Origin of the sequence: uncultured Winogradskyella sp., from assembly GCF_947498005.1 — a bacterium.
GTDB lineage: Bacteria > Bacteroidota > Bacteroidia > Flavobacteriales > Flavobacteriaceae > Winogradskyella.
The window spans coordinates 237,197-263,534 of the sequence record NZ_CANMIW010000002.1 but is presented as its reverse complement, the minus strand read 5'-3'; the positions used below and the strand labels follow the sequence as shown (position 1 = coordinate 263,534).

Below are 26,338 nucleotides of genomic sequence, written 5' to 3'. Positions count from 1 at the left end.
TGGGTTAGTTTTCTAAAGTTCGGTTTTATATTTTAAAAATAACCATAATGTCAGTCAAACTTTTGTTAAATCATTTTTTTGATTTCTATTAAATTTAATTTTTCATTCCTGTTTAGAATTCATATTTTGACAAAAAAATCTAAAAATTGAAATCGATTATAATTGCAAGTACGTCAACCATTCATGGTAGTGGTTATTTAGAATATTTGTTAGACGAACTTAAAGTTCATTTTAAGTCTGCAGATGAAATATTATTTATTCCTTATGCCAGACCTGGCGGAATATCTCATGATGAGTATACTGCTATTGCTGCAAAAGCTTTTAATTCCATTGGAAAATCAGTAAAAGGCATACATGAATTTAAAAGTGCTAAAAACGCTATAGAAAAGGCAAAAGGTATTTTTGTTGGTGGTGGAAACACCTTTGTATTGGTATCTCAACTTTATAAAAATGACGTTTTATCTACGATAAAAAATGTTGTAGCTAAGGGAACACCTTATTTAGGCACGAGTGCTGGTAGTAATATTTGTGGTTTAACCATGAACACAACGAACGATATGCCAATTATGTATCCTCCAAGTTTTAAAACTTTGGGATTAGTGCCATTTAATATTAATCCACATTATTTAGACCCAATTGAAGGAAGTAAACATATGGGAGAAACTAGAGAAACGCGTATTAAAGAATTTCATGCTTTTAATACCCAACCTGTTATTGGTCTAAGAGAAGGCAGTTGGGTTAAGGTTCAAGAAAATACGTTGACGTTAGAAGGACAATTGGACGCAAGAATTTTTGAATATGGCAAAGCACCATATGAAATTAAAACAACTACTAATCTCGAATTTTTAAAATAAGATTAAAGTTTTTTCAAAAAGTGATACCCTAAAATTTCAAATCCTTCATTAAAGTAAAATTTATGTGAAGGATTATTTTGCACGTAGGTATTCAACTCAACAGAATTACACCCTTTTTCTATTACATAATTATTGATCCAAGCCATAAATTGCTTACCAAGGCCATTTCCTCTGTGCTCTGGTTTGATAAAAACATGATCTAATTCTACTGATTTCCCGATATAATGCCTTGTGCAAAACCACATGCCTGTAACTCCAACTAATTCATTATCTGCCAAAATCACTGCGCATTCATAGTTTTGATTTTTCATTTCATTAAATCTAGTCTTCAAAATAACTTCACTTATTTTGAAGTCATTTAACTCATAGACTAAAGGAATTATTTGGTCTAAATTTTCATTAGAAATTATGCTAAATTGGTAACTCATATCTTCATTAAATTGAATAAATGTAGGATAATTTAATGATAAATAAGTCCATTTATTTTTGAATAACTTTCAAAAAATGTTTCTTATCAATGACTTAAGACTAAAACTTGTGTCAAACTTTTGTAAATTGAACCCATTAATCCATCAATTATGAGAAGAGGTAATTTTAAAATACGTATTTTAATATTTGTAGCTATCGCAGGTTTTGCGTTTTTAAGGAAGTGCAGCCAAGAAGAAGTGAATCCATATACCGGAAAAAAACAGGCGATATCCTTATCACCACAAGAAGAAATTGCTATTGGGCTACAAAGCGCACCTGGCATGGCACAGCAGCATGGAGGATTGCATCCAAACAATCAATATCAAGCTCTTGTAGATAATGTTGGTAACAAATTAGTAAATAGCAGTTTAGCTAAAAATACGCCATATAAATATGAATTTCATTTGTTAGCAGATGAGCAAACAATTAATGCTTTTGCATTGCCTGGTGGTCAGATTTTTATAACCTATTCATTATTTTCAAAATTAGAAAATGAGGATCAATTAGCTGGTGTTTTAGGTCATGAAATTGGTCATGTACTCGGCAAGCATTCTAACGAGCGAATAACAAATGCCAATTTTTGGAAAACATTAGCCATGGGAAGTTCTGCTATAGATATGGGTGGCGTTGCTCAGCAAATTGGAAATGGATCTTTATTAAAAAACGGAAGAGGCGACGAATTAGAAAGTGATGAACTCGGAGTGGTTTTTATGATGGATGCAGGTTATAATCCTGAAGAAATGATAGGTGTTATGGAAATACTTAAAGCGGCAGCTGGACCAAACAGAACACCAGAGATGCAAAGTACACATCCTGACCCTGAAAATAGAATTGAAAAAATAAGAGAAGCTATTTCTAAATATAAAAAAGCGTCCTAATAGGACGCTTTTTTTTTGCAAACTAACTCAAATAATTGCCCACTCCTAGGCCGTTTTCTTTTTAAAACGCTTTAAAAACAATGCAGCCTCTTTTGCATTTGCTTTTTTAGCCAATGTTAACGCTGAATAGCCTTTATCACAAGTACTATGAATTTCGGATCCAGCTGTTATTAATACTTTTATTAAATCTACACGATTGTATTTTGCAGCATAATGAATTGGCATCATTCCATTAGATTTGGCATTGACATCTACTCCATTTTTTATTAATTTTTTTACTTCTTCCGTATTTCCTGTAGCAACTGCTTTACATAAGGGACTAACTTCTACGGTCTGAACAATAACGTCAGTTACATTTGAAAACAAAGCAACGTTCGATGCATTTAAATTACTGATTGAAAAGCCTAATGCTAAGGCTAAAACTACTACTGATTTTTTCATGATGAAAGATTTAAATTAAATGATTTGTTTTTTGATTATACTAAATAGACGACATCAAATTTAAATTGTTACAGTAATATAATTTTATAACATTTCTTTAACGCTTTGAAAACAAATATGTTAATACAATCACAAAACCTAATAACTGTAAAACCAACAGATTACATAAAAATAAAAATTAGTTAACTCTATAATTTTTTTTGAGGATACAGAATTGTTATACCGTTGTATGTATTATCTTTGATACATAAAACATTTACACATGAATAAGAAGGTTATTTTAATGATTTTAGATGGTTGGGGGAAATCGCCAGATCCAAAAGTTTCAGCAATTGACAATGCACAAACACCATTTATAGATTCACTATATAAAAAATATCCTAGCGCTAGCTTAAGAACCGATGGTTTACATGTTGGTTTACCAGAAGGACAAATGGGAAATAGTGAAGTTGGACATATGAATTTGGGCGCAGGTAGAATTGTTTACCAAGATTTAGTGAAGATTAACCTTGCGGTAGAAAAGCAAACTTTAAGAGAAGAAAAAGTGCTTAAAGATGCTTTTGAGTATGCTAAAACAAATAATAAAGATGTTCATTTATTAGGCTTAGTTAGCAATGGTGGTGTGCACTCACACATTAATCATTTATTCGGATTATTAAACGCAACGCATGACTATGGCTTAGAAAATGTTTTTGTACATGCTTTTACAGACGGTAGAGATGTAGACCCAAAATCTGGCAAAGGATTTATTACTGATTTAGAAAGCCATATGGCTAAAACCTCAGGTAAAGTTGCTACAGTAACTGGTCGTTATTACGCTATGGATAGAGATAAACGTTGGGAGCGTGTAAAATTAGCTTACGACGGAATGGTAAATGGTGAAGGCGAAAAAACACAGAACATATCACAATCTATTCAAAACAATTATGATAATGATGTTACTGATGAATTTATAAAACCTTTAATCGCTACAGATAGCAATAATCAACCAATTACTACGATTAAAGATGATGATGTTGTGATCTTCTTCAATTTTAGAACAGATCGTGGTCGTCAGTTAACTGAAGTGCTTTCGCAAAGTGATTTTCATGAGCAAAACATGCATAAATTAAATCTTCATTATGTAACCTTAACCAATTATGATGATAATTATAAAGGCATAAATGTTGTGTTTAATAAAGATAACCTTTCTGAAACTTTAGGCGAAGTATTAGAAAAACACAATAAAAAGCAAATTAGAATAGCCGAAACGGAGAAATATCCTCACGTTACGTTCTTCTTTTCTGGTGGTCAAGAAAAACCTTTTGAAGGCGAAACAAGAATTTTAAGAAACTCTCCTAAAGTTGCAACTTATGATTTAAAACCAGAAATGAGTGCCTTTGAATTAACAGATGCTTTAGTCCCTGAACTTAAGAAAGGAGAAGTTGATTTTGTTTGTTTAAATTTTGCAAATGGAGATATGGTTGGGCATACAGGTGTTATGGAAGCAGCTATAAAAGCTTGTGAAGCTGTAGATAAGTGTGTGAAAAATGTGGTAACAACAGCATTAGATAATGATTATACTACTATTTTAATTGCGGATCATGGTAATTGTGAAACTATGATTAATCCGGACGGTTCTCCAAATACAGCACATACTACAAATCCTGTACCTATTATTTTAATTGATAAAGATTTAAAATCAATTAAAGACGGCATCTTAGGAGATGTAGCACCAACAATACTTAAACTTATTGGAATCCCTCAACCAAAAGCAATGACACAAGAAAGTCTTGTATAAAAACGTTAATGTTGTAACTTTGCCCCAACCTACAATTATTTAATAGCATGAATTTTCAAAACAGATTAATAATAGCAGTCGATTTCGATGGTACCATAGTAGACGATGCGTATCCTAAAATTGGAAAAACTCGAATTTTTGCGTTTGAAACTTTAAAGCGATTACAAGATGATGGTCACAGACTCATTTTATGGACTTATAGATGCGGTTCTAAATTAGATGAAGCTGTTGAGTTTTGTAAAGAAAACGGCATTGAATTTTATGCTGTTAATGCTAGTTTCCCTGAAGAAAAATATGACTACAGCAGAAGTAGAAAAATTCATGCTGATTTATTCATTGACGACAGAAACATTGGAGGAATTCTAGGTTGGGGAGAAGTCTACCAAATCATTACTAATGAAAAGCCAGACATTAAAATCCCAAAGAAAAAGTGGTGGCAAAGATAGAATTCTATTCACCTCTTAGTAATTCAAAATATTGTTTATCAATTGCTAATCTATGATCTGGATGCGCAATATTAGTTAATGCTTTTGCACGTTGTTTTATTGTTTTGCCATATAAATTTGCTACTCCATATTCTGTAACTACGTAATGTACATGTGCTCTGGTAGTAACAACACCTGCTCCTGCTTTTAAAATAGGAACAATTCTACTCACACCATTTTTTGTAACAGAAGGTAGTGCTATAATTGCTTTTCCGCCTTGACTTAAAGATGCTCCTCTTATAAAATCTATTTGTCCTCCAACTCCAGAATACATATGAGAACCTATCGAATCCGCACAAACCTGCCCTGTTAAATCTACCTCTATCGCAGAGTTTATCGCTACCATTTTAGGGTTTTGTTTAATATAAGCCGGATTATTGGTATAATTAGAAGCTCGCATTTCTATGAATGGATTATCGTCCACGTAATCATATAATCGTTTAGAACCCATAACAAATGTAGAGAGTGCACGACCTCTATTTATCTTTTTATAATTACCATTAATGACATCTTTTAAAATCAAATCAATAACTCCATCCGAAAACATTTCGGTATGAAGCCCTAAATCTTTATGATTAACCAAACTTTTTAAAACGGCATTTGGTATAGAACCAATACCTAATTGTAAGGTACTTTGATCCTCAATTAAATTAGCAACACTATTTCCTATTTTTCTTTCAATAGCATTAGGTTCAGGATTAATATGTATTGGTATAGCTTCATCTGTTTCTACAAAATAATCAATTTCAGATATGTGAATTATTCCAGCTCCATGCGTTCTAGGCATTTGCGGATTAACTTGAGCTATGACTATCTTAGCATTATCAATAGCTGCTAATACAGCCTCAACAGCCACACCTAATGAACAGTAGCCATGACGATCAGGTATTGATACATGAATAAGTACAACATCTAATTCTAAAATGCGCTGCTTAAACAATCTTGGTAATTCACTTAAAAAAACTGGAGTATATGAGCCATTACCTGCTTTTATAGTATGCCTAACATTTTTACCAATAAAGAATGAGTTAACATGAAAACTATCACTTAAAACTGGGTTGGCGTAAGGCGCTTCTCCTTCAGTATGTAATTGGCATATCTCAACATTTCTTAATTCTTCACTTCGTGCAGTTAATGCCTTAATTAATGTTTGAGGTGCAGCCGCAGCAGCCTGAATATAAACTCGATCATTAGATTTTACAACTTCTAAAGCTGTTTCTGCTGTTACTGTTTTAAACATAATTTGAGATGTAATTAGATTACAAATTTATATTAGTAATCTTATTTAGAAACTGCGATATATCATGTTTTGATGAATATTTTAATTATTATAATTACCTATCTTTGCCCCTCAATAGAATGAAACATGATTATAGTAAAAACTGCAGAAGAAATTGAATTAATGCGCCAAAGTGCTCTAATTGTATCTAAAACTTTAGGTATGTTAGCCAAAGAAACTAAAGAAGGTGTAACTACAAATCACTTAGATAAAATCGCTGAAGAATTCATTAGAGATCATGGTGCCCTACCGGGTTTTAAAGGCCTTTATGATTGTCCGTCTACTTTACTATGTAGTGTAAACGAAGCTGTTGTACACGGTTTACCTACAGACATTCCTTTAAAAGATGGCGATATTGTGTCTATAGATTGTGGCGCATTAATGAATGACTTTTATGGTGACCATGCCTATACTTTTGAGATAGGAAATGTTGATGAAGACACTAAAAAATTAATAAAGATTACAAAGGAATCTTTATATGTTGGGATTGAACAGTTAAAAACTGGTAATCGTGTTGGTGATGTTGGGTATGCTATTCAACAACATTGCGAAGCTCAAGGCTATGGTGTCGTTAGAGAATTAGTTGGTCATGGATTAGGTAAAAAAATGCACGAAGATCCAGAAATGCCAAATTACGGAAAACGTGGTAGAGGTAAGAAATTTATAGAAGGTATGGTTGTGGCTATAGAACCTATGATAAACATGGGAACTCATAAAGTAAAACAATTAAAAGATGGATGGACAATTGTTACCCAAGATGGAAAACCAAGTGTGCATTTTGAACATGATATCGCTATTGTAGATGGAAAGCCAGAAATTCTTTCAACATTTGGATACGTGCATGAAGCTTTAGGGATTTTAACTAATGAAGAGGATCCTTTTAGACAAAAGGCTTTGGTATTATAAAATGAAATCAGTTTTTAAATTTTTTCTCAATTTTATTCCCAGACCTTTACTAATAAGGTTAAGTTACTTGATAAAACCTATTTTAGCTTTTATATTAAAAGGCAGTAAATATACAGATCCCATAGATGAAAAAAGTTTTAGAACATTTTTACCATATGGTTACGGTAACCAAAGACCAAATGTACTTTCGCCTTCTACACTTTCATTGGAGCGACACAGATTATTATGGCTTTATTTGAAGAATGAGACCAGCTTCTTCTCAGCAGATAAAAAAGTACTTCATTTTGCGCCAGAACAGTGTTTTTTAAAACGTTTTAAAAAACTTAAAAATTTAGACTATACCACAACCGATTTATTATCTCCAATTGCAGATGTAAAAGCTGACATTTGTAATCTTCCTTTTGAAGACAATAGCTATGATGTTATTCTATGTAACCATGTTTTAGAACACATACCAGATGATACTAAAGCTATGCAAGAATTGTACAGAGTTATGAAACCAGGTGGTTATGGCATTTTTCAAATTCCGCAAGATTTAAATAGAGCTGAAACTTTTGAGGACGATAGCATTACAAATAAAGCTGAGCGTGCTAAAATTTTTGGGCAATACGATCATGTTAGAGTTTATGGTAGAGATTATTTTGACAAACTGCGCTCTATAGGTTTTAAGGTTGAAGAAATAGATTATACAACTCAATTATCTCAAGGAGATATTGATAAATTCAGGTTAGCAGAGGGTGAGATAATTCCTGTTGTTTTTAAATAAAATTTTTCAACATGACACAAAATATTATTATTGCAACAGGTGCACTTTTTGGTATGTTATCTGTCATATTTGGCGCTTTTGGAGCACATGCCTTAAAAAAAATTTTAACCACAGATCAATTACATAGTTTTGAGGTTGGTGTTAAATATCAAATGTATCACGCCGTCGTATTATTAGCATTAGGACTTAGCGCAACCAATGTAACCTCAGCAACGTATTGGTGTTTTACAATCGGTATAATACTCTTCTCTTTTAGTATTTACGGTTTAGTTTTATCTGATGCTAAAGGTAAAAAACTTCGGTTTTTAGGACCTGTAACTCCAATTGGTGGTTTGCTTTTAGTAAATGGTTGGCTATTGATTGTTTTTCAAGCATTTTAGTGCAGCATTAATTATCTTTAAATTATGAGTAGCATTTAAGAACTAAAAAGAGAAGCCAATATTTTGACTTCCCTTTTTATTTTATAATTCCCCTTAATTTTCACACCCTATAAAACTATTAATTTACCGTCCGTGTTTTGCCTCTAGAGCTTTGCCCTCCATTGACAATTAACTTTCCTTTATCCGCACCTTCCGCCACAAAAGCTAAGTAATAACAGCTAAATTCTTGAGTTTTTCCAGGTAGAATACTCCCAATTTTCTGTGATGAATTTGTATATTTATAAGTAGTAGAACCTACATTTTTTATGTAGTATTTACAATTTTCTACTTTAGCATCTGTACCTTCAACACGTATAAAGTTTTTACGATCTTTACTTGCTTGTGCATTAATATTGTTTTGAAGCACTCGCTGATATTCAGGTTTTCTCTTATATTTATTATTGTAATCAGCTATCCCATCACTATACGATTTCTCTGCATTTTCAATTTTTGCAATATCTGCTTTATCCTTTGCTGTAAGCATGTAACCATCTTGCTTTGCTTTCATTTCTTCAAGATAATCTAATACATACCTATTTAAATTCATACTTTCTGCTTTTTTACATGCAGGACTTGTACATTCGGCAGGTGCTTTATTCATAGCTGCATCTTTTAATTTACCCATGAAAGCACCAAACTTTTTTTTCTTTTTTTTCTTTTTACCATCAACCTCTGACTCTTCTGTGACATCAGCACCAACTCTTATGTATATTTCATCTATATTATTAAAGCCATATCCATCGCTTTCTTTCCAAACATTCCCTATTTTAAAAATGTAATCACCTATAACAACAAATCCTTTTCTAGAAATTTTATCTACTAAATGAGATACATTTGGATATCCATACATTTTGCTTGATTTAGATTTTGTGACATCTAGGGTATACATACCTGCTTTATCGTCTTTTGTTGCACCAACTAATTTTATACCAGAATAAACACCTTGAGTTTTTAGAATTTCTACTTTTAATTGGTATTGCTTACCTTTAATTACTTGTTTGTCATCATCATCTTTATACACGGAATAATAACGTTGGTATACAGCCTCTTCTCCATGAGATTCTAATGTTTCAAAAAGGGATTGTTGAGAAAAACTTACAAGGGTTAAAAAAAGTGCTAGCGCTAATGTTATTTTTTTTTTCATTTTGTTTGTTTTTTAGAACCAAATCACAACCAAACTTCTTTAACACAGGTCGTTAAATGATTCTTGAATTTGTTTTTAATGTTTAAGCAAATAAGAGCAATATTAATGGTCCTCTTCTATTTTGTCTATAATTTTATAAAGCGTTTTGAAGTACTTGTATTATTTTCGAACTCAATTTTAACGATATACATTCCACTTCTTAAATCAGATACATTTATATCTTTCTTATTAGTTTTAGCTAAAACTTGTTTACCTAAAACATCATAGATACCTACCGATTTAATATTAACGTGGTTTGATATAATGTTTATGATGTTAGAGGCAGGATTTGGATACAGTTTAACTTCTGTTATATTAACTTCTACATCAGCTATTGATAATGAAGAACCAAACTCATAAGCTCCCATATCTACGGCACTTCCATAAATTCTAGCATTGCCTAATAAATCTTCGCTAAGCGTAACATATTGATTATCTCCTTCATCTACAGCTGGTGATGCTGCTTGCAATGTATAATCTGTTGCTGCTACAAATAATGGATTATTTGAAGACGTGTTATTTGTAGATGTCGCTCCGATAGTAGATTCAGCAATAGAAAAACCTAAAGTAGCCACTCCTTCAGTTCCACCTCCACTTGTATCGCCATTTGACAAACCATTTAGTCTTACAGATTGATTAGTACCTGAAGCTGCGGTAAAATTATTCCAGATAATAGAATTTTCAATATTAAAGGCACAAGATGAATTTGAGCCTATACGATTACGCAACACCTGAATGAAATTTATCGCATTATCAGTTTCGTTATTTGCTATGGTTGTATTTGTAATGTTACATACCATATTGACACCATTACGTGCTGCGTTAGCAGATATGAGACCACGACTAAAGAAATTATCCGTAATTAAAGAACCTTCAATTTCAAGATTAAGACTAGTACTAGTGCCATTTGAGGTTGTAATTACACCATCTCCACAAAAATTATCCTGAAAAATAGAATTATATATTTTAATGTTATGATTTGCACCTGATGTTTGTTGCTGCATTTGAATAACACCGCCATTATAACTAAGATTATCATAAAATTCACAATTTTGAACTTGAAACTCATGTGAGGCATAAATAGCAGAACCCATACGTTCAATACTACCATTTGCTGTTGAGCCTAATGCAAATGCATTTACAAAAACTAAACCATCAAAAAGAACACCATCGTTGTAAACTTGAAATAAACGATATGTATTATCAGCTTTAGACGTGTTGTTTTGTTCTAAAGAGCCGCTATCATCTCCATTAATATCACCATTTATATAGGTTCTGTTTGCAATAAAATCTCTTTCAGATAATTGGGTCTCTGTACCGTTAAAACCACCGTAAAATTTATGATTTTGCCCAGGTTCTATACTTTGAGTATTAATGTTTCCTGGTAAATAAGTACCAGCAGCAATCCAAAAATCTACTGGTACATTCGTATAATTATCAACCGCATTTTTTAAACTTGTAAATGCATCTGACCAACTGGTACCATTATTTGCACCAGCAGCATTAGCATTTACATATACAATGGCAGTTGTTGTAGTATTAGAGCCAAACTCATATGGCCCCATATCTACAGTGGTATTAAATATACGTTGATTACCAGTTAAATCTGTAAGTATAGAAGCAGACACTTTAGTATTATCGCCACTGTCTATTGCTGGTGACGAAGATTGTAACGTATAATCTCCATTTACAGAATCTGTAAACAACGGATTTGTGTTTGAAACATTTGATGTGCTAGAACTACTTGTAAAACTATTATTAGAAATACTATTTACAACAGAACCACTTGTTCCAGATTCTACTGCATCTGAAAAATCACCTGTACCGTCACCATTATTCCAGAATATTGAATTATATATTTGACAGATAACTGTACCTCCGCTGATATTTAGTTTATCAATTATTGCTCTACTAGAATCTAACGAATTATCTGAAAATGTAGAATTTATAATTTCGGCACTTTGACTACCTGAAATATCTTGCCTAAGCCAAATTAAAGAGCCAGTAGTTGACAATGAAATATTATTTGAAAACAAACACCCTTCTAATTTAATATCTAAATTCCCATTTGCTCGACCATAATAAACAGTTGCGAATGACGATTCATTATCTTTAAAGATAGAGTTAGTGATTTCAAGATTCACTTGTGGTGCAACATCAATAGTTCTAATGACACCACCTCTAGTTAAGGTATGATACATAAATTTACAGTTATTTATTTTAAGGCTACTTGATATATTAATACTAACAGCTGATCCTTCTTTCTCTGTAGTTGCTGATCCATTAGCATTTCCGTTATTAATATTAAAACCATCGATAACAACACCATCTCCACTAACATTTATAATTCTATAGCTATTTTCAACTCTATTTGGGTCAGAAGCAGAAAACAACGTGTTATCATTACCATTAATATCACCAGATAAAATAGTAATGTTTACCACTGGATTTCTCTGAGACAAACTAACTTCCGCTCCATTAAATCCACCATATAGCTTCTGATTATTAGTTAAATTAAAGCTATCTGTTCTATTCGCTCCAGGTATATAAGTACCTGCTTTTATCCAAAATGTACCAGCTGGGTTACTATTTAAAGCACTTTGTAGATTATTATATGCATCTGCCCAACTTGTACCGTCATTGTTTCCTGTAGCACTTGCATCTACATAGACTTGGGAATGGGCAATGGTTACACCCAGAAATAAACACATTACGAGTAATTTTGTTTTCATAATAAATTTGGTTTTATAGTTTATGAAAACAAAAATGCCACTAAATCTTACTGTATTTAATGGCAAATTTCTGAAATAGGGTTTTCAACTTTTAAAGCCTATATATTTTGTACAATGGTTAAAAACTCTTCTTTTTTATCGTTTGAAATTGAAACCGCTTGGTCGTTTTCCATAACAATGTAACCACCGTCTTTTTTAACATAGGCTTTTATGTAAGAAAGATTGATAAGGTGTGAACGGTGCGGACGGTAAAATGTTTTTATTTTATTTAGGGTTTCTACAAAGAATTTTAAGGGTTTACTTACTAAAATGGTTCCATCGTTAGTAGTTGATACGTTGGTGTACATACCATCTGCTTCGAGCATTATAATATCATTAAAGTCTACAAACTTAATACCATCTGCATTTGGTAATCCTATTTTTTTAAAGTTTGAATTTTGTAAACTTACCTTTAATTCGTTAAGACGCTTATTTATTTGCGTATTCCCTAAAAACTTCACAGCTTTATCTACTGCTTCTTTTACTTGACTTGGTCGTACAGGTTTTAACAAATAATCTATAGCAGAAAGCTGAAACGCTTGTATGGCATATTCGCTATAAGCTGTAGTAAAAATAATCTCGAAATTATGAACTTCTTTTTCAATAAAATTTAAAATCTCTAGTCCAGAATGTTCTGGCATTTCAATATCTAAAAACACAATGTTTGGCGCTTGTTGTTTTATTAACTCTACGCCAGTTAACAAATTATCGGCTTGTAAAATAGAGGTTATTTTTGGGCAATTTTCTTCTACCAATATTTGCAAAACTTGTCTTGCTTTTTTCTCGTCGTCTATTATTAATGCTTTCATAATTAAACTATGTATTTAAAATTGGTATTTGTAAAATTACTTTAGTACCTAGCGCTTCTTGGTTGTTTTTTAAATCGATAATTTCTACGCCAATTTTTCGTTCTTTACCAAAGTTGAGCAAATCTAAGCGCTGTGTTGTGGCTTTTAATGCAAACGATTTATGTTGATGCTCACGTTTTTGGTTAATTGCTTTAGATTTTTCTCTACCAACACCATTATCTTCAACAATACATTCTATTATTTTTTCTGATTGTTTAGCTATTGAAATACGTAACGTTCTATTATCTTTTTTATGAAGCAAACCGTGTTTCAACGCATTTTCTACATAAGGTTGTATTAACATTGTTGGTATTTTAATGGTTTCGGAATTTACCTTGGGTTCAATATTAAATGTAAAATCTAGAGCGTCTTCAAAACGCAATTTTTCTAATTCTAAATAAAGTTTTAAATTATGAACTTCTTCAGGAACAGAAATAAAACCTGTATCGCTAAAATGAAGATAATTACGAATTAAATCGGCAAACTTACCTAAATAATCGCTTGCTAAATTCTTCTGATTTAACACAATATAATCTTGAATAGAATTTAAGGCATTGAATATAAAATGTGGATTCATTTGTGCCTTTAACGCCTTTAGTTCGCTGTCTTTATATTGCTTTTCTAAAGCCAATCGTTTTTGGGTTTCTTTTAACTCTAAGGTTACTAACTCAGCTTTTTGCTTGATTTTAAAGCGGCTGTAATAAAACATTCCAGTTAGCAATAACAAACCTGCTATAATTAAAGTACTGTAAAACAAGTTTTTGTTTTTTGTACTTTCTAGTTTTGATATTTTAAGCTCTTGCTGCGCGATGTCTTTTTCGCGTTCTTTTTTTTCGGTTTGGTAAGCTACTTCAAAATCGGCAATGGCTTTTTGTTTTTCAATACCCAGAATAGAATCGCTAATTTGTTTTTCTTTTAAACTGTATTCTAATGCTTTTTTATAATTTTTGGTTTTGGTATTTAATGATGATAGTAACTTATAGTTTGTGGCAAGAGAAACTATATTATTTGATGTTTTTAACGACGCATTAGATTGTAACAAATACTGTTCTGCAATTTTATATTTACCCCAACGTATTGCATTTTGCCCAAGGTTGTTATAGTTTATTTGTATTGCATCTTCACTTTTTAAGGTTTCGTTTAATTTTAAACTTTTTAAGAAATAGCTTTCTGCACTTTTATAATTGGCTTTTTGCATATATAGATTACCCAAATTATGGTATAAATTAGCCAAACTACGTGGTCGTTTTTCTAGAGTTTCGGCTTCGTGCGCATAATTTAAAGCTTTATCTAGCTCATTAACCTCGGTATGTATGGCTACTAGGTTAATAAGCGTACTGCTTAACATTCTTTTATTTTTTTTTGTAATTGGGTGCTTATAAATTTCTTCTACATAAGTTTTTGCGTTTTCCCAATCTTTTATACTTACATATAAAGCGCCTAAATTGTTTTTATTGAAAAGAACATCTCTAGAATGGCCTTCTTTGCTTTCAAAAAAAGTTATATTTTTTTTAATAGTTTGAATAGCTAACTCATAATCACCTTTTGCGATATAGGCATTTGCCAAAAGGCTTTTAGCTTTATATTGATCTAGACTATCATTTATAATTTGAAATTTTGATATGGCATTATTATAATAAGCAATTGCTGAATCTATTTGCCCTTTTTTTTCAAAATACATGCCTTTTTGAGCTGTAAATTGGGCTAAATGTTTTTTACTTTTTGTTCTTTTTAATGCATTTTCTAGAACAAACAAATGCAATTTAGGATTAGAATTTTTATAGGTTATGGCTGCTTTTCTAAATTCTAAGTTGCGCAAACTATCGTTTGTAATAGAATTAAAATGAAGCAACAAACTATCTTTAACTAATTCTTGAGAGGTACATAATATAGGAAAAAGTAAAATTAGGCATTTAAGTAAATTGGGCTTCATAGTTAGTCTAAATTATTGACAACTAATATAAACGAAAGATATTAGGTGTTTTTATTTAAACTTCTAAAAAACACTTTTTAACTTCTAAATAATTGATTTACGGATATTTTAAACCTTTAAAATGCTATAGTTTACTATTGAAATAATAAAAAATGTATTCTCAATAGTGCTCTATAAGTAGAGACATATTTAATTATTGGCACAAAAAAAAGCTGCACCACCCTAACCTGGTACAACTTTCTTTATTATTGAGTGTTTATGGCACTCATTAGTTTAGAAACAACATTTCTTGATAAGTCACAAAAAATTTAATTTTTTTTTAAAATATAAAGATTTAACTCAAAGTAATCTGTTTTGACCTTCAAAAATCCCATGAATTATGCTGTGCCATTGTGAATAGATTTTCAACGAAAGAATCTACTATTTTACAAATTGCTCTTTATTTAATAGGGCATTTTTTCCAATAATTAAATAATCTTTACCGTCTCTGTTCTGAAGTATATAATAATTACCATCTGGCTGTTTCACAAACCTAGAGTTACCTTGGTATTTACCGTCTTCATTATTATTAGTTTCTCGTCTTACGCCATCGGTATTTAACCAAAAGCGCTTTCCGTTTTCTATTAATTCAAAATTACCGTTGTTAAATCCACCTAAAAAGTTGTAATAACTAACGTCATAAATTTTACCATCTGAGGTATTTAAATAACCATATCTCTCATCATTCTCATATAATTCATAGAATCCAGCTCCTATTTCATTTCCTAATGTTAACCACAATTTGTTTATACGAATTTCTTCATCCTTAAATTTTTCAATAATATCATTTTTCTTTAACGTCTTTAGAAATTCTTTTAAATTTGTTGAAGCCATAAGAGACTTGCTCTGTAAATTATAAATAAAAGCTTTGTTTGCATTGTTAGGATATGTTACCAATAACCCATTGGCTCTAGGTAACATTACCTTACCGTAATGCGTAGAACTAGAATTAAACTCAGAAACACTTGGTAATAAAAACCCTTCTTTACTCTTATAATGATACGCGTAAATTTTAGTAGGATTACTTGGTTTATCTAGTAGCAAAACATAACCATCATATGAGATATGATGATTAAAATCTTGAGGCTTTTCTACAACCTCTCCAAGATCATTCATTATACCGAGTTGCCCATCTTTAGCAAATACAGCTAAATTATAGGTGTTAAATTTATAAATACTATCTATTTCCACAACAAACTCTTTTGACTTAGATTTCCATAAACTCTTGAGGGAGTCAATTCGTCTTGCTTCTTTGTCTTCTCTAAGTCGCTTAATTTCTAACTGCTTTTGTGCTTCAATATGGTTATCAATTTCTTCCTGAATATTTACATAGGTTTCTAACATAAATTGATAATCTTCAGTCGTCTTATCCTCTTCTAAATCAAAATACCATTTAGCGTAAGAACGTGCTTCAAAAAACTGCTTATGTTCAAAATGTATCAAGGTGCCCAATTTAGCCACACGACTATTAGGTACGCTGTCCATATATTTTAGAGCTTTATTAAATATCTCTAAAGACCTATCCATGTCCGAATTAAAGAAAAAGGCTTCAGATCGTTTTACATATACATCAGCTATTTCACTGTTAGTTTGAGCGAATAATGAAATAGGCAATAAAAACGCAAGTATTAGTATCGTAATTTTTGATTTCATAATTATAAAATAAACACGTTGGTAAATAATTAAAGGTCAACAAACTACTAAAAATTTAGAGTTGTGCATTAATTTATTCGATACCATACCCAATATTAGGGCTGTTGTGCAAAATAATATTTAAAAAAAGTAGGAGAGACTATGGGAAACCATTTAAGCTTAAAGTTTTTAAGAGTTTGTTTTCATCTTCATAAATAAAATAAACCTTCAATTCTGGATGTGTGTTTAAAAACCAGGTTACTTTATCAATTCCCATTGCCTGAAAAGCGGTTGCATAACCATCTGCCAACATACAATTAGGGGCTATAACAGAAACGCTTAGAATATTAGTTTTTGTAGGATAGCCGGTTTTGGTATTTATTATGTGTGCGTAACGATTTCCGTTTTCGTCTGTTTTAAACTTTCTATATGTTCCCGACGTTGCCATACCTTCATTTTTCAGGGTAATTACCTTAGAGTAAGACTGTTCTCCTTCAAAATTAGGATCATCGATTCCAACTGCCCAACCTTTTTTACTTTCTATATTTACACCAGATGTTCTTAAATCTCCACCTATATCTACTAAGTAATTCTCAATTCCTTTAGATTCTAAAAAGTTAGCTATAACATCTATACCATAACCTTTTGCGATTGCATTAAATTCTAAATAGCTTTCTTCAGACTTTTTTATATGATGATCAACCAAGCCCACTCTATTAAAACCAACAAACTTCATAAGATTATTTATTGTTGAACTATCGGTTAGAAATTTGTTCTTTTCTGACCCAAAATTCCAAGCGTTTACAACATTACCTATCGTAGGATCAAAAACACCTTCGGTTTGTCTATAAATTATTTTTGAAGCTTTAAAAACATTCTCAAAATGAGAATCTATCTTAGTAATCTCATTTCTATTAAGTTTGGATATATCAGAATCTGGAATGTAAGTAGATAATGATTGATTAACAACAGTAAACAAACTATCAAACTGCTTTTGATAATTTACATCATCAGCAGAGTAATATTGAATATTGTAACTCGTACCAAAAACGGCACCTGAAAGTTTAATGTTTTTTGGCACATCATCAGTACAAGAATACAAACTGATTATTAAGACTAGTGCTAGTAATTGCTTCATATTAGTTTAAATTCATTTCAATTACTTGTATTCCATTATATTCAATTAAATAATCCTCATCTAAATGAATTGGTAAATCTTCACCTGCAGGATTACCCAAACCAACACCAGCATATAGTACTTTGGCATCTTTTTCATAAGCGTGTTTTTTGAAAGTCTCCATCCAAACAACATCATAATTATTAGGGTTTTCTGGTAAAATAACGGCTCTTACTATTACAAAATAATATTGACTATTCTTGTCAATACATACAAATTGAGGATGCCTTTTTAATGTACTATTTATTGCCACAAACTCAAAGCCACGTGCTTCTAGGTCTTTACCTACGTGGTTCATAGCTAAATTATGTACTTCTTGAGGCGTTAGCGGTTTACTCATATAACAAAGATACGAAGTTGCTATTTAAACCTCACAAATTTTGAACTACTAAATGTATAATTAGAAACAGGAACTACTGCATCATCCTCCAAATGATACCAAGGAGAAATATTGGTGTCTTCAAGATTTTTAACCAAATGAACACTCTGCGCTGGTGTATTTCCTTGGCATAATAAAAATAACTTTTTACCTTCATCATTAATAACTTCGTCACAAATTAAAACTATATGACCAGGCGAACCACCTTTTATTAGCATATCTCCTATTTTTAAATCTTCTGCTTTCACTGATTCTAGCTCATTAAAAAGCGATAAAGTACCAGAATACATATAGATTAAATTAAGGTATTTATAGAAGTTATCTTTAGAGGAATTAGCACGAGCAGTTTTATGAAAAGACACATTATTGCCGTTAATTTTGGGTCGATACCCTTCTGCATATTTTAGCCAAGAACAATAATGTCCAGATGTAAAATTAAAACCTATCTCATCCTTTCTTTTTTTGTTCCAAAGGAATTCACTTCTAATTCTAATTAGCGCGTCTGCACATTGCTGCAATCCGTTTTTCGGGACAGGTATTTCTAAAACACCAATATGTCCGCCTTGCCAAAAATAGTTAGTATCATCATAATTAATAATTTTACTACCAAAGGGTTTTAATTTATAATTTCTAAGATGGTCTTCAAAACTTCCGGCTTCGTAGTCTGGACGTTCATAACCTTCAGGTATATTTACTCTTGTGCTTATAGTTAAGCTATCTTTATTTATTAGGCTTGGTGTATCAATAACTGAGACTACCGTATCAACTGTTTTTTGAACTGGAGTCAATTGAAATGCCAAAACCGCAATAGCGAATAAAACTAAAACTATAAATAATCCTTTTTTCATACCCTTAAGAACGTTATACTTACACCTTTTGTTATAAAATTATAAATAATAATGTCTAATCGTATTTTGAAAATAAAACCGTCACTATTGACCCTATGTGTAATATTTCTGATTTTTATTAACTGTAATGAAGACCAGAAATTACCAGATCCTTTAGAAGCTGGCTGGAAAGGGCAATCTGTATGCGAAATTTTAGAAGACAATGAAGAATTGAGAGTGCTTAAATGTACATTTGAACCTGGAGTTGGTCATGAAAAACATTACCATAATCCACATGTTGGTTACACTTTAGTTGGCGGTAAGTTTAGAATCACTGATGATTCTGGCGTTAGAGAAGTAAGTGTACCTACAGGTTATACATTTAGTAAAGATTCAATTACTTCCCACGAAGTCTTAAATATAGGAGAAACCACTTCTGTATATTTAATTATGGAGTACAAATAGGATACAGCTAACAAATACAACACTTTATCGTGTATTTTAGCACATTAACATTTTCTTAATTAAAAATTAATTACCTTTAATGCTTAAGCAAAATCTATCCATTTTACCTAACCTAACTACTCAAAAATGATTTTTTCTAATTTTTTGAAATTAAAATTTATTATTAAAAATCTTACTTACGTTTTTGCATTTACTTTAAGTCTTTCCATTTGTGCCCAAAATAACGAAACAAATAATTGGTTATTTGGACAATATGCTGGTTTAAATTTTGAAACGCCTGATAATATTCAGGCCATTAACAATAGTAGCATGTTTGCGCCTGCTGGTTGTGCGAGTATTTCAGATTTTGATGGAAACTTATTATTTTATACCAATAGCCAAACCATTTGGAATAAGAACCATGATACTATGGCAAATGGTGCTAATATTAACGGTAATGCTGGCGCTGATCAAAACTCTATAATCGTTCCTATTCCTAATTCTGTAGATCAGTATTATGTGTTTTCTATAGGTACTGATGGTTTTTATTATTCAACAGTAGATATGACAGCTAATGTTGGTTTAGGTGAGGTTATAGAAAATGACATTCTTTTATTATCAGGTGCTGAAATTGGAAAAGTTACAGCGGTTCACCATGATGATGGTCAATCTATTTGGGTTTTAACCACTAAAAAAAATGATAACGATGATTACTTTTCGTTTTACGCATACAAGATAAATACGGACGGAACAATTGATAATCCAATTATAACAGACAATTTATATTTTGTAGGTAGAAAAGAGGGTATAATGAAATTTTCTCCTGACGGAACAAAAATTGCCATAAGTAATTTTCTTGATGATGATGTTAACAAACATCTATACACATTTACATTTGACAGCAGTAATGGAGAAGTTAGTAACAGACGTAGTCTTTTCACAACGAAGGTGTTTTTTGAAGTCGTTTCTGCATATGGTTTAGCATTCTCTAAAGATTCGAATAAGCTATACGCTACGTTGAGACGCCAAGGTATGTTAGATACTTCCACTGGTACTGTTCCTGAGGATTCAGAAAAAAAGGATTTATTAGTTCAATATGATTTAGAAACCTATAATGGAGGTAGTGAAATTACTATTTTACATGAAAATATTGGCGTAACAATTCCGGGAAGTTTACAGCTTGCAAAAAATGGTAAAATATACAGAGCGCTGACTGAAAGTCCAGATATTGGATCTGACAATGTTGGTGTTATTAATAGTCCTTTAAATCTTGAATCTGCTGTAAACTACAATCATACTGGTATTCAGTTAAGTGGTAGTTTTTCAAGATTAGGTTTACCAAACTTTATACAATCATACTTCAGAACTAGAATTACAAGTGATACATTTTGCAAAGATAAAGTTGCTTTGTTCGAAGTAGATACCTATTCAAACATTACAGCAGCTCAATGGGATTTTGGAGATGGTAATACCTCTAATGATATCATTCCTAGTCATACTTATGAGAGCACAGGTACTTTTAATATAACAGCTACAATTACCGTTAATGATAGACAAATTACTACCTCTAAAAGGATTTCGGTATTCGATACTCCAGATTTAATTGCAAGCCAAGAACTTATTCAATGTGATTCTGATACTGATGGGATTTCTGTGTTTAATCTCAACAACATAAAAGAAAGAATTCTCGATAATTATTTGGAAGAAGAATTCACGTTTTTTGAGAGTTTTGAAGATGCGGATCAAAATTCTAATCCTATTTCAAACCCTGAAAATTATACTAATTTAGTTCCGAATCAAGAGGTCTTTGCTAAAGTATATAATTCTAATGGTTGTGCTTCCATAACGTCGTTCTTTTTGAATGCTATTTATACCGAGACTATTGATATACCAAACTTTTATGTTTGTGAGAACTCTGACAATATTGATAATAACGATGAAGGTTTGTTTATGATTCTTGAAGTTAAAGAACATGTTAGAGAAGCACTAAATATTCCTATTACCACCGATATAAATTTTTACCCATCATTAGCTGACGCCCAGACTACTCAAAATGACATAAGGTCTAATTTAACCTCTTCAACTACAACTGTTTGGATTAGAGCCGAGGAAAGTGGGTTGGCTTGTAGCGGTTTAGCTCCAATAAATTTAATTGTAAATAGTGTGCCTATTATTGATTTAGAAGATGAATATACGTTTTGTCAAAACGAACCGATAGTATTAACAGGACACAATTCTAACACAAGATTTGAATGGTTAAATAGTAGTGGCGAACTTCTCTTTAACACACGTCAATTCACGTCTTATACAAGCGGAACATATACTCATATTGCTTACAATGTATTAAATGGCGTAGAATGTTCTAATTCTAAAACATATACTTTAATACAAAATGAGCCACCTATATTTGAAAACATTGATGTTGATTTAAACTATGACAATAATACTATTATTGTAGAAGTTAGTGGTAACAGTAATTACGAATATTCTATAGACAACTTAAATTTTTATGGTAATGCCAATACCTATACCTTTCAACATATACCATCCGGAATTCAAACCATTTATGTGAGGGATATTAACCAATGCGAAGAAACAATATTTAAAAAATTATACTTAATTGGTTATCCAAAGTTTATAACACCTAACAATGATTCTAAAAACGATTTTTGGAGAATAAAAGGCGTCGATACTAATAACTTTGAGTCTGTAAGAATTTTTGACAGATATGGTAAACTTATCGCCATTCTAAATGAACAAAATAGCTTTACTTGGGATGGAAAACGAAAGGATATTACTATGCCAACAAACGATTATTGGTTTAAGGTAATTTATAAAGATGGAGAATCGGCTACTGGTCATTTTACATTAAAACATTAGCAGATGATGCTTTCTCCTTATTACCACTCTCAGAGTACCTTGCATTCATTTAAATCAAATTAAATTGTAAGTAATTTATCCATAGAAATCTTTTGAAATTCTATACATCAGGTACATCTAATATTTAATTGAGTCAAATTAAATTAATAAGTCCTTAAATTTATTAGCAATACTTCAAGGATCAAAGTGAATATTAACTGTTGGTTGGATATCACCACTAATTGGAGTTTCAATTATTTAGCAGTTAATCAATTTAGATGAATGTTCCCTTTTATTCTTCAACTATGCGATGTAATAACAATAGCAAACATCAGTAAACACCGTATTTATATAAACTATATATAATAAAAAAACCAACGTTAATACGTTGGTTTTTTTTATTATTAGAATAAGTTTGATACATTAGATATCTTGTGACATCTATCCTCCAAAGTCATCGAATCTAATGTGTTCATCCGGAATACCGAAATCTTCACCCATTTTCTGAACAGCTTGGTTCATTAATGGCGGTCCACAGAAATATAATTCTATATCTTCTGGTGCTTCATGCTTAGATAAATACTGATCTATTACCACTTGGTGTATAAATCCTGTAAATCCATCACCAGACTCATCATTTACATCTTCTTTTAGTTGCCAGTTATCTGCTTCCGTAGGATCAGATAATGCAATAAAGAATTTAAAGTTCGGGAAATCTTTCTCTAAAGCTCTAAAATAATGGATATAGAATAATTCTGCTTTAGAACGCCCACCATACCAATATGTTACTTTACGACCTGTTTTTAAGGTTCTAAATAATTCGTATAGGTGAGAACGCATTGGTGCCATACCTGCACCACCACCAACGTATAGCATTTCTGAATCAGAATCATTAATGAAGAATTCTCCATAAGGTCCAGAAATTGTTACTTTATCTCCAATCTTCTGATTAAATATATAAGATGAAGCTACACCTGGATTTACATTCATCCATCCACCTTTTTCTCTATCAAATGGAGGTGTCGCAACACGCACGTTTAACATAATTTTTCTTCCTTCCGCAGGATAAGAAGCCATTGAATATGCTCTTTCAACAAGTTCTTCGTTTTTCATCACTAATGGACGTAAACCAAATTTATCCCAATCCGCTTCAAATTTATCTGGTTCTCCAGGATGATCTTCCGGGTGTGCAGAAATATCCATGTCAGAATATTTTATCTCACAGTTAGGGATTTCAATTTGAATATAACCACCAGCCTTGTAGTTCATATCCTCTGGAATCTCAACTACGAATTCTTTAATAAATGTTGCCACATTATAGTTTGATACTACTGTTGCCTCCCATTTCTTAATTCCAAATACTTCTTCTGGAATGGTAATTTCCATATCCTGTTTTACTTTTACCTGACAAGATAAACGTGCACCATGAGCTAATTCTTTTCTTGTAAAGTGAGGAATCTCAGTTGGTAGAGCTTCTCCTCCACCAGCTAAAACGTGACACTCACACTGAATACAAGTTCCACCTCCACCACATGCAGATGGTAAGAATATTTTTTGGCTACCCAATGTACTTAATAAGGTACCTCCAGAACCAACTTCAATTTCACGTTCACCGTTAATTTTAATGGTCACAGGACCAGAAGGTGAAAGTTTTTGTTTTACAAATAATAATAAGGCAACCAATATCAAAGTAACCACCAAAAAGGCTGTTACCGTTGCTACTATGGTTCCGACTGTGCTTGCAGCTAATATCATAATACTAATCAATTACTTGTTTGTATTTTCGGCTATCTCTAAGTCTGACTTAAGTTTAGCTTCTTCTTTTTTAATATCTTCTTTAATAACTTCTATAGATGCTGTTGGTTCTGTAGTTGGCTCACCTTCTTCATCACCTCCAGTCAACATTCCTCCAAAACTCATAAACCCAATTGCCATTAGGCCAGTAATAATAAATGTAATACCTAAACCTCTTAATGCAGGTGGTACATTACTATATCTAATTTTTTCTCTAATAGCAGCAATTGCTAATATGGCTAAGAACCAACCAATACCTGACCCAATACCATAGTTCAATGCTAATCCTAAGGTTTCAATTTCTCTAGACTGCATAAAAAGTGAACCACCTAAAATGGCACAGTTAACAGCAATTAAAGGTAAAAATATACCTAAAGAATTATATAGCGACGGAGAAAACTTCTCCACGACTATCTCTACTAATTGTACCATTGTTGCAATGGTAGCAATAAACATAATGAATGATAAAAAGCTTAAGTCATAATTTGCATATTCTTCACCTAACCAAGACAATGCTCCAGGTTGTAAGATATATTGATCTAGTAACCAGTTTAAAGGTACTGTAATTGCAAGGACAAATATAACAGCAGCTCCAAGACCAACAGCAGTTGACACTTTTTTAGATACTGCTAAGTATGAACACATTCCTAAGAATGTAGCAAATACCATATTATCTATAAATATCGATTTGAAAAATAATTCTAAATGTTCCATATATTTTGTTTTTAGTTGTTAGTTTAAAGTTATTGGAGAATCTACTATCCAATAACCATTATCTATCAACTAATTTAATCTTCTATTAATGCTTTGTTTCTACTACGTTGTATCCAAATGATAATACCCACAACTATTAATGCCATTGGAGATAATAACATAAATCCGTTATTTTCATAACCTATAGCATATAATCCCGTTTTTTCAATTGGATCTCCTAATACAGGAAAACCTAATAAAGTTCCAGATCCTAATAACTCTCTAAAGAATCCTACAATTATAAGAATTACACCATATCCTAAAGCATTACCAATACCATCTAAAAACGATCTCCAAGGACCATTTCCTAATGCAAAGGCTTCAAAACGTCCCATAATTATACAGTTAGTAATAATTAATCCTACGAATACTGAAAGCGTTTTACTTAGCTCATAAGCAAAAGCTTTTAAAACTAAATCTACTATAATTACTAATGTTGCAACAACAATAAGTTGAACAATAATTCTAATTTTCGATGGAATAATGTTACGCATCAAAGAAATAACAACGTTACCAATACCTAATACAAATAATACAGATATAGACATTACTATAGATGCTTCTAATTCTGCAGTAATTGCTAATGCAGAACAGATACCAAGTACTTGTATTGTAATTGGGTTATTATCTGCTAATGGGTCTAATATTAATTTACTGTCTTTTCCCATGTTTTAGTTTCCTTTTAAAGTTTCAAAATAAGGTAAATACAACTTTAAATCTTTTTTGATCATTGCTGTAACACCATCACCAGTAATTGTTGCTCCTGCAATGGCATCAACCTCATTATCTGTTTTGTCATTATTTTTTGGATCTGCATTACCCTTTGCAACAGTGATGCCTTTAAACACACCTGCTTCAGACAATAAATGTTCACCATAAAAATCATCCATAAAAAAACGTTGCTTAATATTTGCACCAAGTCCTGGCGTTTCTCCTTTATGGTCAAAATAGGCTCCTTGTACTACCATATCTTTATCTAAGGCAACATAACCCCAAATAGCATCCCAAAGTCCTTTTCCTCTTATTGGTGCGATATAAAATGTTTTACCATCTTTCTCACCAACAAATAAAGGTAGTTTTCTAACACCACCATTCTTTGCATTGGCTTGTTGTTTCTTTACATCAATTAAATAAGCTTCGTTATTCTCAACAGCTGTGCCACCTTGAACTTCCAATTGCTGCTTAACATATTGCTTAAAAAGTTCTGGTGCCTTTTCTGCTGACACAAAATTTGCACTTGTACCTTCATTTTCATTAACTCCCATAGCATACAAAATATTTTGCTGCTTTTCAATTTCTTCATTTACCGTAATAATTGGCTTAGTCAATGAAAAAATACCTGCTAATATGACGCCTACAATTAATACCATACCAATGGCAAAAATAATAGTATATGAGTTTTTATCTGTTCTTTGTTCCATGA

At 31.7% G+C, this 26,338-nt stretch carries 24 protein-coding genes; 9 read left to right on the top strand and 15 right to left on the bottom strand.

All coding sequences use genetic code 11. The annotated features are described in order from the left end of the window. Window positions 1–146: 146 nt before the first annotated feature. Window positions 147–854 carry a dipeptidase PepE gene (gene pepE, locus Q0891_RS04530; RefSeq protein WP_299099177.1) on the top strand — a complete coding sequence of 236 codons (708 nt, stop codon included), beginning with the start codon at window positions 147–149 and terminating at the stop codon, window positions 852–854. A 2-nt stretch (window positions 855–856) separates the two neighbouring features. Here the strand turns inward: pepE and Q0891_RS04525 are convergent, their stop codons facing one another. Continuing rightward, on the bottom strand, window positions 857–1,282 hold the full coding sequence (locus Q0891_RS04525; RefSeq protein WP_299099175.1) for a GNAT family N-acetyltransferase: 426 nt from the start codon (window positions 1,280–1,282) through the stop codon (window positions 857–859). Window positions 1,283–1,432: 150 nt separating this feature from the next. On the opposite strand from Q0891_RS04525, the gene Q0891_RS04520 reads away from it, so the two are divergent. Then, window positions 1,433–2,200, top strand: a complete 768-nt coding sequence (locus Q0891_RS04520) for a M48 family metalloprotease (protein WP_299099173.1) — start codon at window positions 1,433–1,435, stop codon at window positions 2,198–2,200. A 45-nt stretch (window positions 2,201–2,245) separates the two neighbouring features. On the opposite strand, the gene Q0891_RS04515 is transcribed toward Q0891_RS04520, so the two are convergent. Beyond that, a complete protein-coding gene (locus tag Q0891_RS04515; protein WP_299099171.1) occupies window positions 2,246–2,641 on the bottom strand; it encodes an ankyrin repeat domain-containing protein in 396 nt (131 codons plus the stop codon). Between the two features lie 262 nt (window positions 2,642–2,903). Here Q0891_RS04515 and gpmI point away from each other — a divergent pair, with 262 nt between their 5' ends. Beyond that, entirely contained in the window at window positions 2,904–4,421 is a 1,518-nt protein-coding gene (gene gpmI, locus Q0891_RS04510; RefSeq protein ID WP_299099169.1) for a 2,3-bisphosphoglycerate-independent phosphoglycerate mutase, read from the top strand. Window positions 4,422–4,468: 47 nt separating this feature from the next. Next, window positions 4,469–4,867, top strand: a complete 399-nt coding sequence (locus Q0891_RS04505) for a BT0820 family HAD-type phosphatase (RefSeq protein WP_299099167.1) — start codon at window positions 4,469–4,471, stop codon at window positions 4,865–4,867. A gap of 4 nt (window positions 4,868–4,871) precedes the next feature. Here Q0891_RS04505 and Q0891_RS04500 read toward each other — a convergent pair whose 3' ends face one another. Continuing rightward, window positions 4,872–6,146 carry an acetyl-CoA hydrolase/transferase C-terminal domain-containing protein gene (locus Q0891_RS04500; protein ID WP_299099165.1) on the bottom strand — a complete coding sequence of 425 codons (1,275 nt, stop codon included), beginning with the start codon at window positions 6,144–6,146 and terminating at the stop codon, window positions 4,872–4,874. Between the two features lie 126 nt (window positions 6,147–6,272). Between Q0891_RS04500 and map the strand changes: the two genes are divergently transcribed. From map to Q0891_RS04485, 3 genes are read left to right on the top strand one after another with little or no spacing between them, the layout of a single operon-like run. Beyond that, entirely contained in the window at window positions 6,273–7,091 is an 819-nt protein-coding gene (gene map / locus Q0891_RS04495) for a type I methionyl aminopeptidase (protein ID WP_299099163.1), read from the top strand. Window position 7,092: 1 nt separating this feature from the next. After that, complete coding sequence (locus tag Q0891_RS04490; protein ID WP_299099160.1) at window positions 7,093–7,857, top strand: class I SAM-dependent methyltransferase; 765 nt, start codon at window positions 7,093–7,095, stop codon at window positions 7,855–7,857. Window positions 7,858–7,868: 11 nt separating this feature from the next. Continuing rightward, window positions 7,869–8,237: a DUF423 domain-containing protein gene (locus Q0891_RS04485; protein ID WP_299099158.1), complete on the top strand. Its 369-nt coding sequence runs from the start codon at window positions 7,869–7,871 to the stop codon at window positions 8,235–8,237. Window positions 8,238–8,355: 118 nt separating this feature from the next. On the opposite strand, the gene Q0891_RS04480 is transcribed toward Q0891_RS04485, so the two are convergent. The 8 genes from Q0891_RS04480 to Q0891_RS04445 all read right to left on the bottom strand — a co-directional run bounded on the left by Q0891_RS04480 (window position 8,356) and on the right by Q0891_RS04445 (window position 19,086). Further along, window positions 8,356–9,420 (bottom strand): hypothetical protein, encoded by a 1,065-nt coding sequence (locus tag Q0891_RS04480; protein ID WP_299099156.1) that lies wholly within the window; start codon window positions 9,418–9,420, stop codon window positions 8,356–8,358. A gap of 125 nt (window positions 9,421–9,545) precedes the next feature. Next, a complete protein-coding gene (locus Q0891_RS04475) occupies window positions 9,546–12,191 on the bottom strand; it encodes a T9SS type A sorting domain-containing protein (protein WP_299099155.1) in 2,646 nt (881 codons plus the stop codon). Between the two features lie 98 nt (window positions 12,192–12,289). Next, window positions 12,290–13,039, bottom strand: a complete 750-nt coding sequence (locus Q0891_RS04470) for a LytTR family DNA-binding domain-containing protein (protein WP_299099153.1) — start codon at window positions 13,037–13,039, stop codon at window positions 12,290–12,292. Window positions 13,040–13,046: 7 nt separating this feature from the next. Beyond that, complete coding sequence (locus Q0891_RS04465) at window positions 13,047–15,011, bottom strand: histidine kinase (protein WP_299099151.1); 1,965 nt, start codon at window positions 15,009–15,011, stop codon at window positions 13,047–13,049. Window positions 15,012–15,431: 420 nt separating this feature from the next. Then, window positions 15,432–16,703, bottom strand: coding sequence for a hypothetical protein (locus Q0891_RS04460; protein ID WP_299099149.1), 1,272 nt, complete (start codon window positions 16,701–16,703; stop codon window positions 15,432–15,434). A 139-nt stretch (window positions 16,704–16,842) separates the two neighbouring features. Beyond that, on the bottom strand, window positions 16,843–17,820 hold the full coding sequence (locus Q0891_RS04455) for an FAD:protein FMN transferase (protein WP_299099147.1): 978 nt from the start codon (window positions 17,818–17,820) through the stop codon (window positions 16,843–16,845). 1 nt (window position 17,821) lies between these two features. After that, window positions 17,822–18,199, bottom strand: coding sequence for a Na(+)-translocating NADH-quinone reductase subunit F (locus Q0891_RS04450; RefSeq protein ID WP_299099145.1), 378 nt, complete (start codon window positions 18,197–18,199; stop codon window positions 17,822–17,824). 20 nt (window positions 18,200–18,219) lie between these two features. Then, window positions 18,220–19,086, bottom strand: a complete 867-nt coding sequence (locus Q0891_RS04445; RefSeq protein ID WP_299099142.1) for a DUF4846 domain-containing protein — start codon at window positions 19,084–19,086, stop codon at window positions 18,220–18,222. Window positions 19,087–19,173: 87 nt separating this feature from the next. Between Q0891_RS04445 and Q0891_RS04440 the strand changes: the two genes are divergently transcribed. Both Q0891_RS04440 and Q0891_RS04435 read left to right on the top strand, forming a co-directional pair. Continuing rightward, entirely contained in the window at window positions 19,174–19,530 is a 357-nt protein-coding gene (locus tag Q0891_RS04440) for a cupin domain-containing protein (RefSeq protein WP_299099140.1), read from the top strand. A 144-nt stretch (window positions 19,531–19,674) separates the two neighbouring features. Further along, the gene (locus Q0891_RS04435) at window positions 19,675–22,389 is read left to right on the top strand and encodes a T9SS type B sorting domain-containing protein (RefSeq protein WP_299099138.1); all 2,715 of its coding nucleotides are present in this window, start codon (window positions 19,675–19,677) and stop codon (window positions 22,387–22,389) included. A 420-nt stretch (window positions 22,390–22,809) separates the two neighbouring features. Here the strand turns inward: Q0891_RS04435 and nqrF are convergent, their stop codons facing one another. From nqrF to Q0891_RS04415, 4 genes are all read right to left on the bottom strand, one after another. Then, window positions 22,810–24,123, bottom strand: a complete 1,314-nt coding sequence (nqrF, locus tag Q0891_RS04430) for an NADH:ubiquinone reductase (Na(+)-transporting) subunit F (RefSeq protein WP_299099136.1) — start codon at window positions 24,121–24,123, stop codon at window positions 22,810–22,812. A gap of 12 nt (window positions 24,124–24,135) precedes the next feature. Next, the gene (gene nqrE / locus Q0891_RS04425) at window positions 24,136–24,876 is read right to left on the bottom strand and encodes an NADH:ubiquinone reductase (Na(+)-transporting) subunit E (protein WP_299099134.1); all 741 of its coding nucleotides are present in this window, start codon (window positions 24,874–24,876) and stop codon (window positions 24,136–24,138) included. A 74-nt stretch (window positions 24,877–24,950) separates the two neighbouring features. Then, window positions 24,951–25,583, bottom strand: a complete 633-nt coding sequence (locus Q0891_RS04420; protein ID WP_299099132.1) for an NADH:ubiquinone reductase (Na(+)-transporting) subunit D — start codon at window positions 25,581–25,583, stop codon at window positions 24,951–24,953. A 3-nt stretch (window positions 25,584–25,586) separates the two neighbouring features. After that, entirely contained in the window at window positions 25,587–26,336 is a 750-nt protein-coding gene (locus tag Q0891_RS04415; protein WP_299099130.1) for a Na(+)-translocating NADH-quinone reductase subunit C, read from the bottom strand. Between the last annotated feature and the right edge of the window lie 2 nt (window positions 26,337–26,338).

What these genes read in the sequence shown, in the direction of transcription:
- Q0891_RS04525 (WP_299099175.1), bottom strand. Translation starts at nt 1,282, where the DNA reads ATGAGTTACCAATTTAGCATAATTTCTAATGAAAATTTAGACCAAATA.
- Q0891_RS04520 (WP_299099173.1), top strand. Translation starts at nt 1,433, where the DNA reads ATGAGAAGAGGTAATTTTAAAATACGTATTTTAATATTTGTAGCTATC.
- Q0891_RS04515 (WP_299099171.1), bottom strand. Translation starts at nt 2,641, where the DNA reads ATGAAAAAATCAGTAGTAGTTTTAGCCTTAGCATTAGGCTTTTCAATC.
- gpmI (WP_299099169.1), top strand. Translation starts at nt 2,904, where the DNA reads ATGAATAAGAAGGTTATTTTAATGATTTTAGATGGTTGGGGGAAATCG.
- Q0891_RS04505 (WP_299099167.1), top strand. Translation starts at nt 4,469, where the DNA reads ATGAATTTTCAAAACAGATTAATAATAGCAGTCGATTTCGATGGTACC.
- Q0891_RS04500 (WP_299099165.1), bottom strand. Translation starts at nt 6,146, where the DNA reads ATGTTTAAAACAGTAACAGCAGAAACAGCTTTAGAAGTTGTAAAATCT.
- map (WP_299099163.1), top strand. Translation starts at nt 6,273, where the DNA reads ATGATTATAGTAAAAACTGCAGAAGAAATTGAATTAATGCGCCAAAGT.
- Q0891_RS04490 (WP_299099160.1), top strand. Translation starts at nt 7,093, where the DNA reads ATGAAATCAGTTTTTAAATTTTTTCTCAATTTTATTCCCAGACCTTTA.
- Q0891_RS04485 (WP_299099158.1), top strand. Translation starts at nt 7,869, where the DNA reads ATGACACAAAATATTATTATTGCAACAGGTGCACTTTTTGGTATGTTA.
- Q0891_RS04480 (WP_299099156.1), bottom strand. Translation starts at nt 9,420, where the DNA reads ATGAAAAAAAAAATAACATTAGCGCTAGCACTTTTTTTAACCCTTGTA.
- Q0891_RS04475 (WP_299099155.1), bottom strand. Translation starts at nt 12,191, where the DNA reads ATGAAAACAAAATTACTCGTAATGTGTTTATTTCTGGGTGTAACCATT.
- Q0891_RS04470 (WP_299099153.1), bottom strand. Translation starts at nt 13,039, where the DNA reads ATGAAAGCATTAATAATAGACGACGAGAAAAAAGCAAGACAAGTTTTG.
- Q0891_RS04465 (WP_299099151.1), bottom strand. Translation starts at nt 15,011, where the DNA reads ATGAAGCCCAATTTACTTAAATGCCTAATTTTACTTTTTCCTATATTA.
- Q0891_RS04460 (WP_299099149.1), bottom strand. Translation starts at nt 16,703, where the DNA reads ATGAAATCAAAAATTACGATACTAATACTTGCGTTTTTATTGCCTATT.
- Q0891_RS04455 (WP_299099147.1), bottom strand. Translation starts at nt 17,820, where the DNA reads ATGAAGCAATTACTAGCACTAGTCTTAATAATCAGTTTGTATTCTTGT.
- Q0891_RS04450 (WP_299099145.1), bottom strand. Translation starts at nt 18,199, where the DNA reads ATGAGTAAACCGCTAACGCCTCAAGAAGTACATAATTTAGCTATGAAC.
- Q0891_RS04445 (WP_299099142.1), bottom strand. Translation starts at nt 19,086, where the DNA reads ATGAAAAAAGGATTATTTATAGTTTTAGTTTTATTCGCTATTGCGGTT.
- nqrF (WP_299099136.1), bottom strand. Translation starts at nt 24,123, where the DNA reads ATGATATTAGCTGCAAGCACAGTCGGAACCATAGTAGCAACGGTAACA.
- nqrE (WP_299099134.1), bottom strand. Translation starts at nt 24,876, where the DNA reads ATGGAACATTTAGAATTATTTTTCAAATCGATATTTATAGATAATATG.
- Q0891_RS04420 (WP_299099132.1), bottom strand. Translation starts at nt 25,583, where the DNA reads ATGGGAAAAGACAGTAAATTAATATTAGACCCATTAGCAGATAATAAC.
- Q0891_RS04415 (WP_299099130.1), bottom strand. Translation starts at nt 26,336, where the DNA reads ATGGAACAAAGAACAGATAAAAACTCATATACTATTATTTTTGCCATT.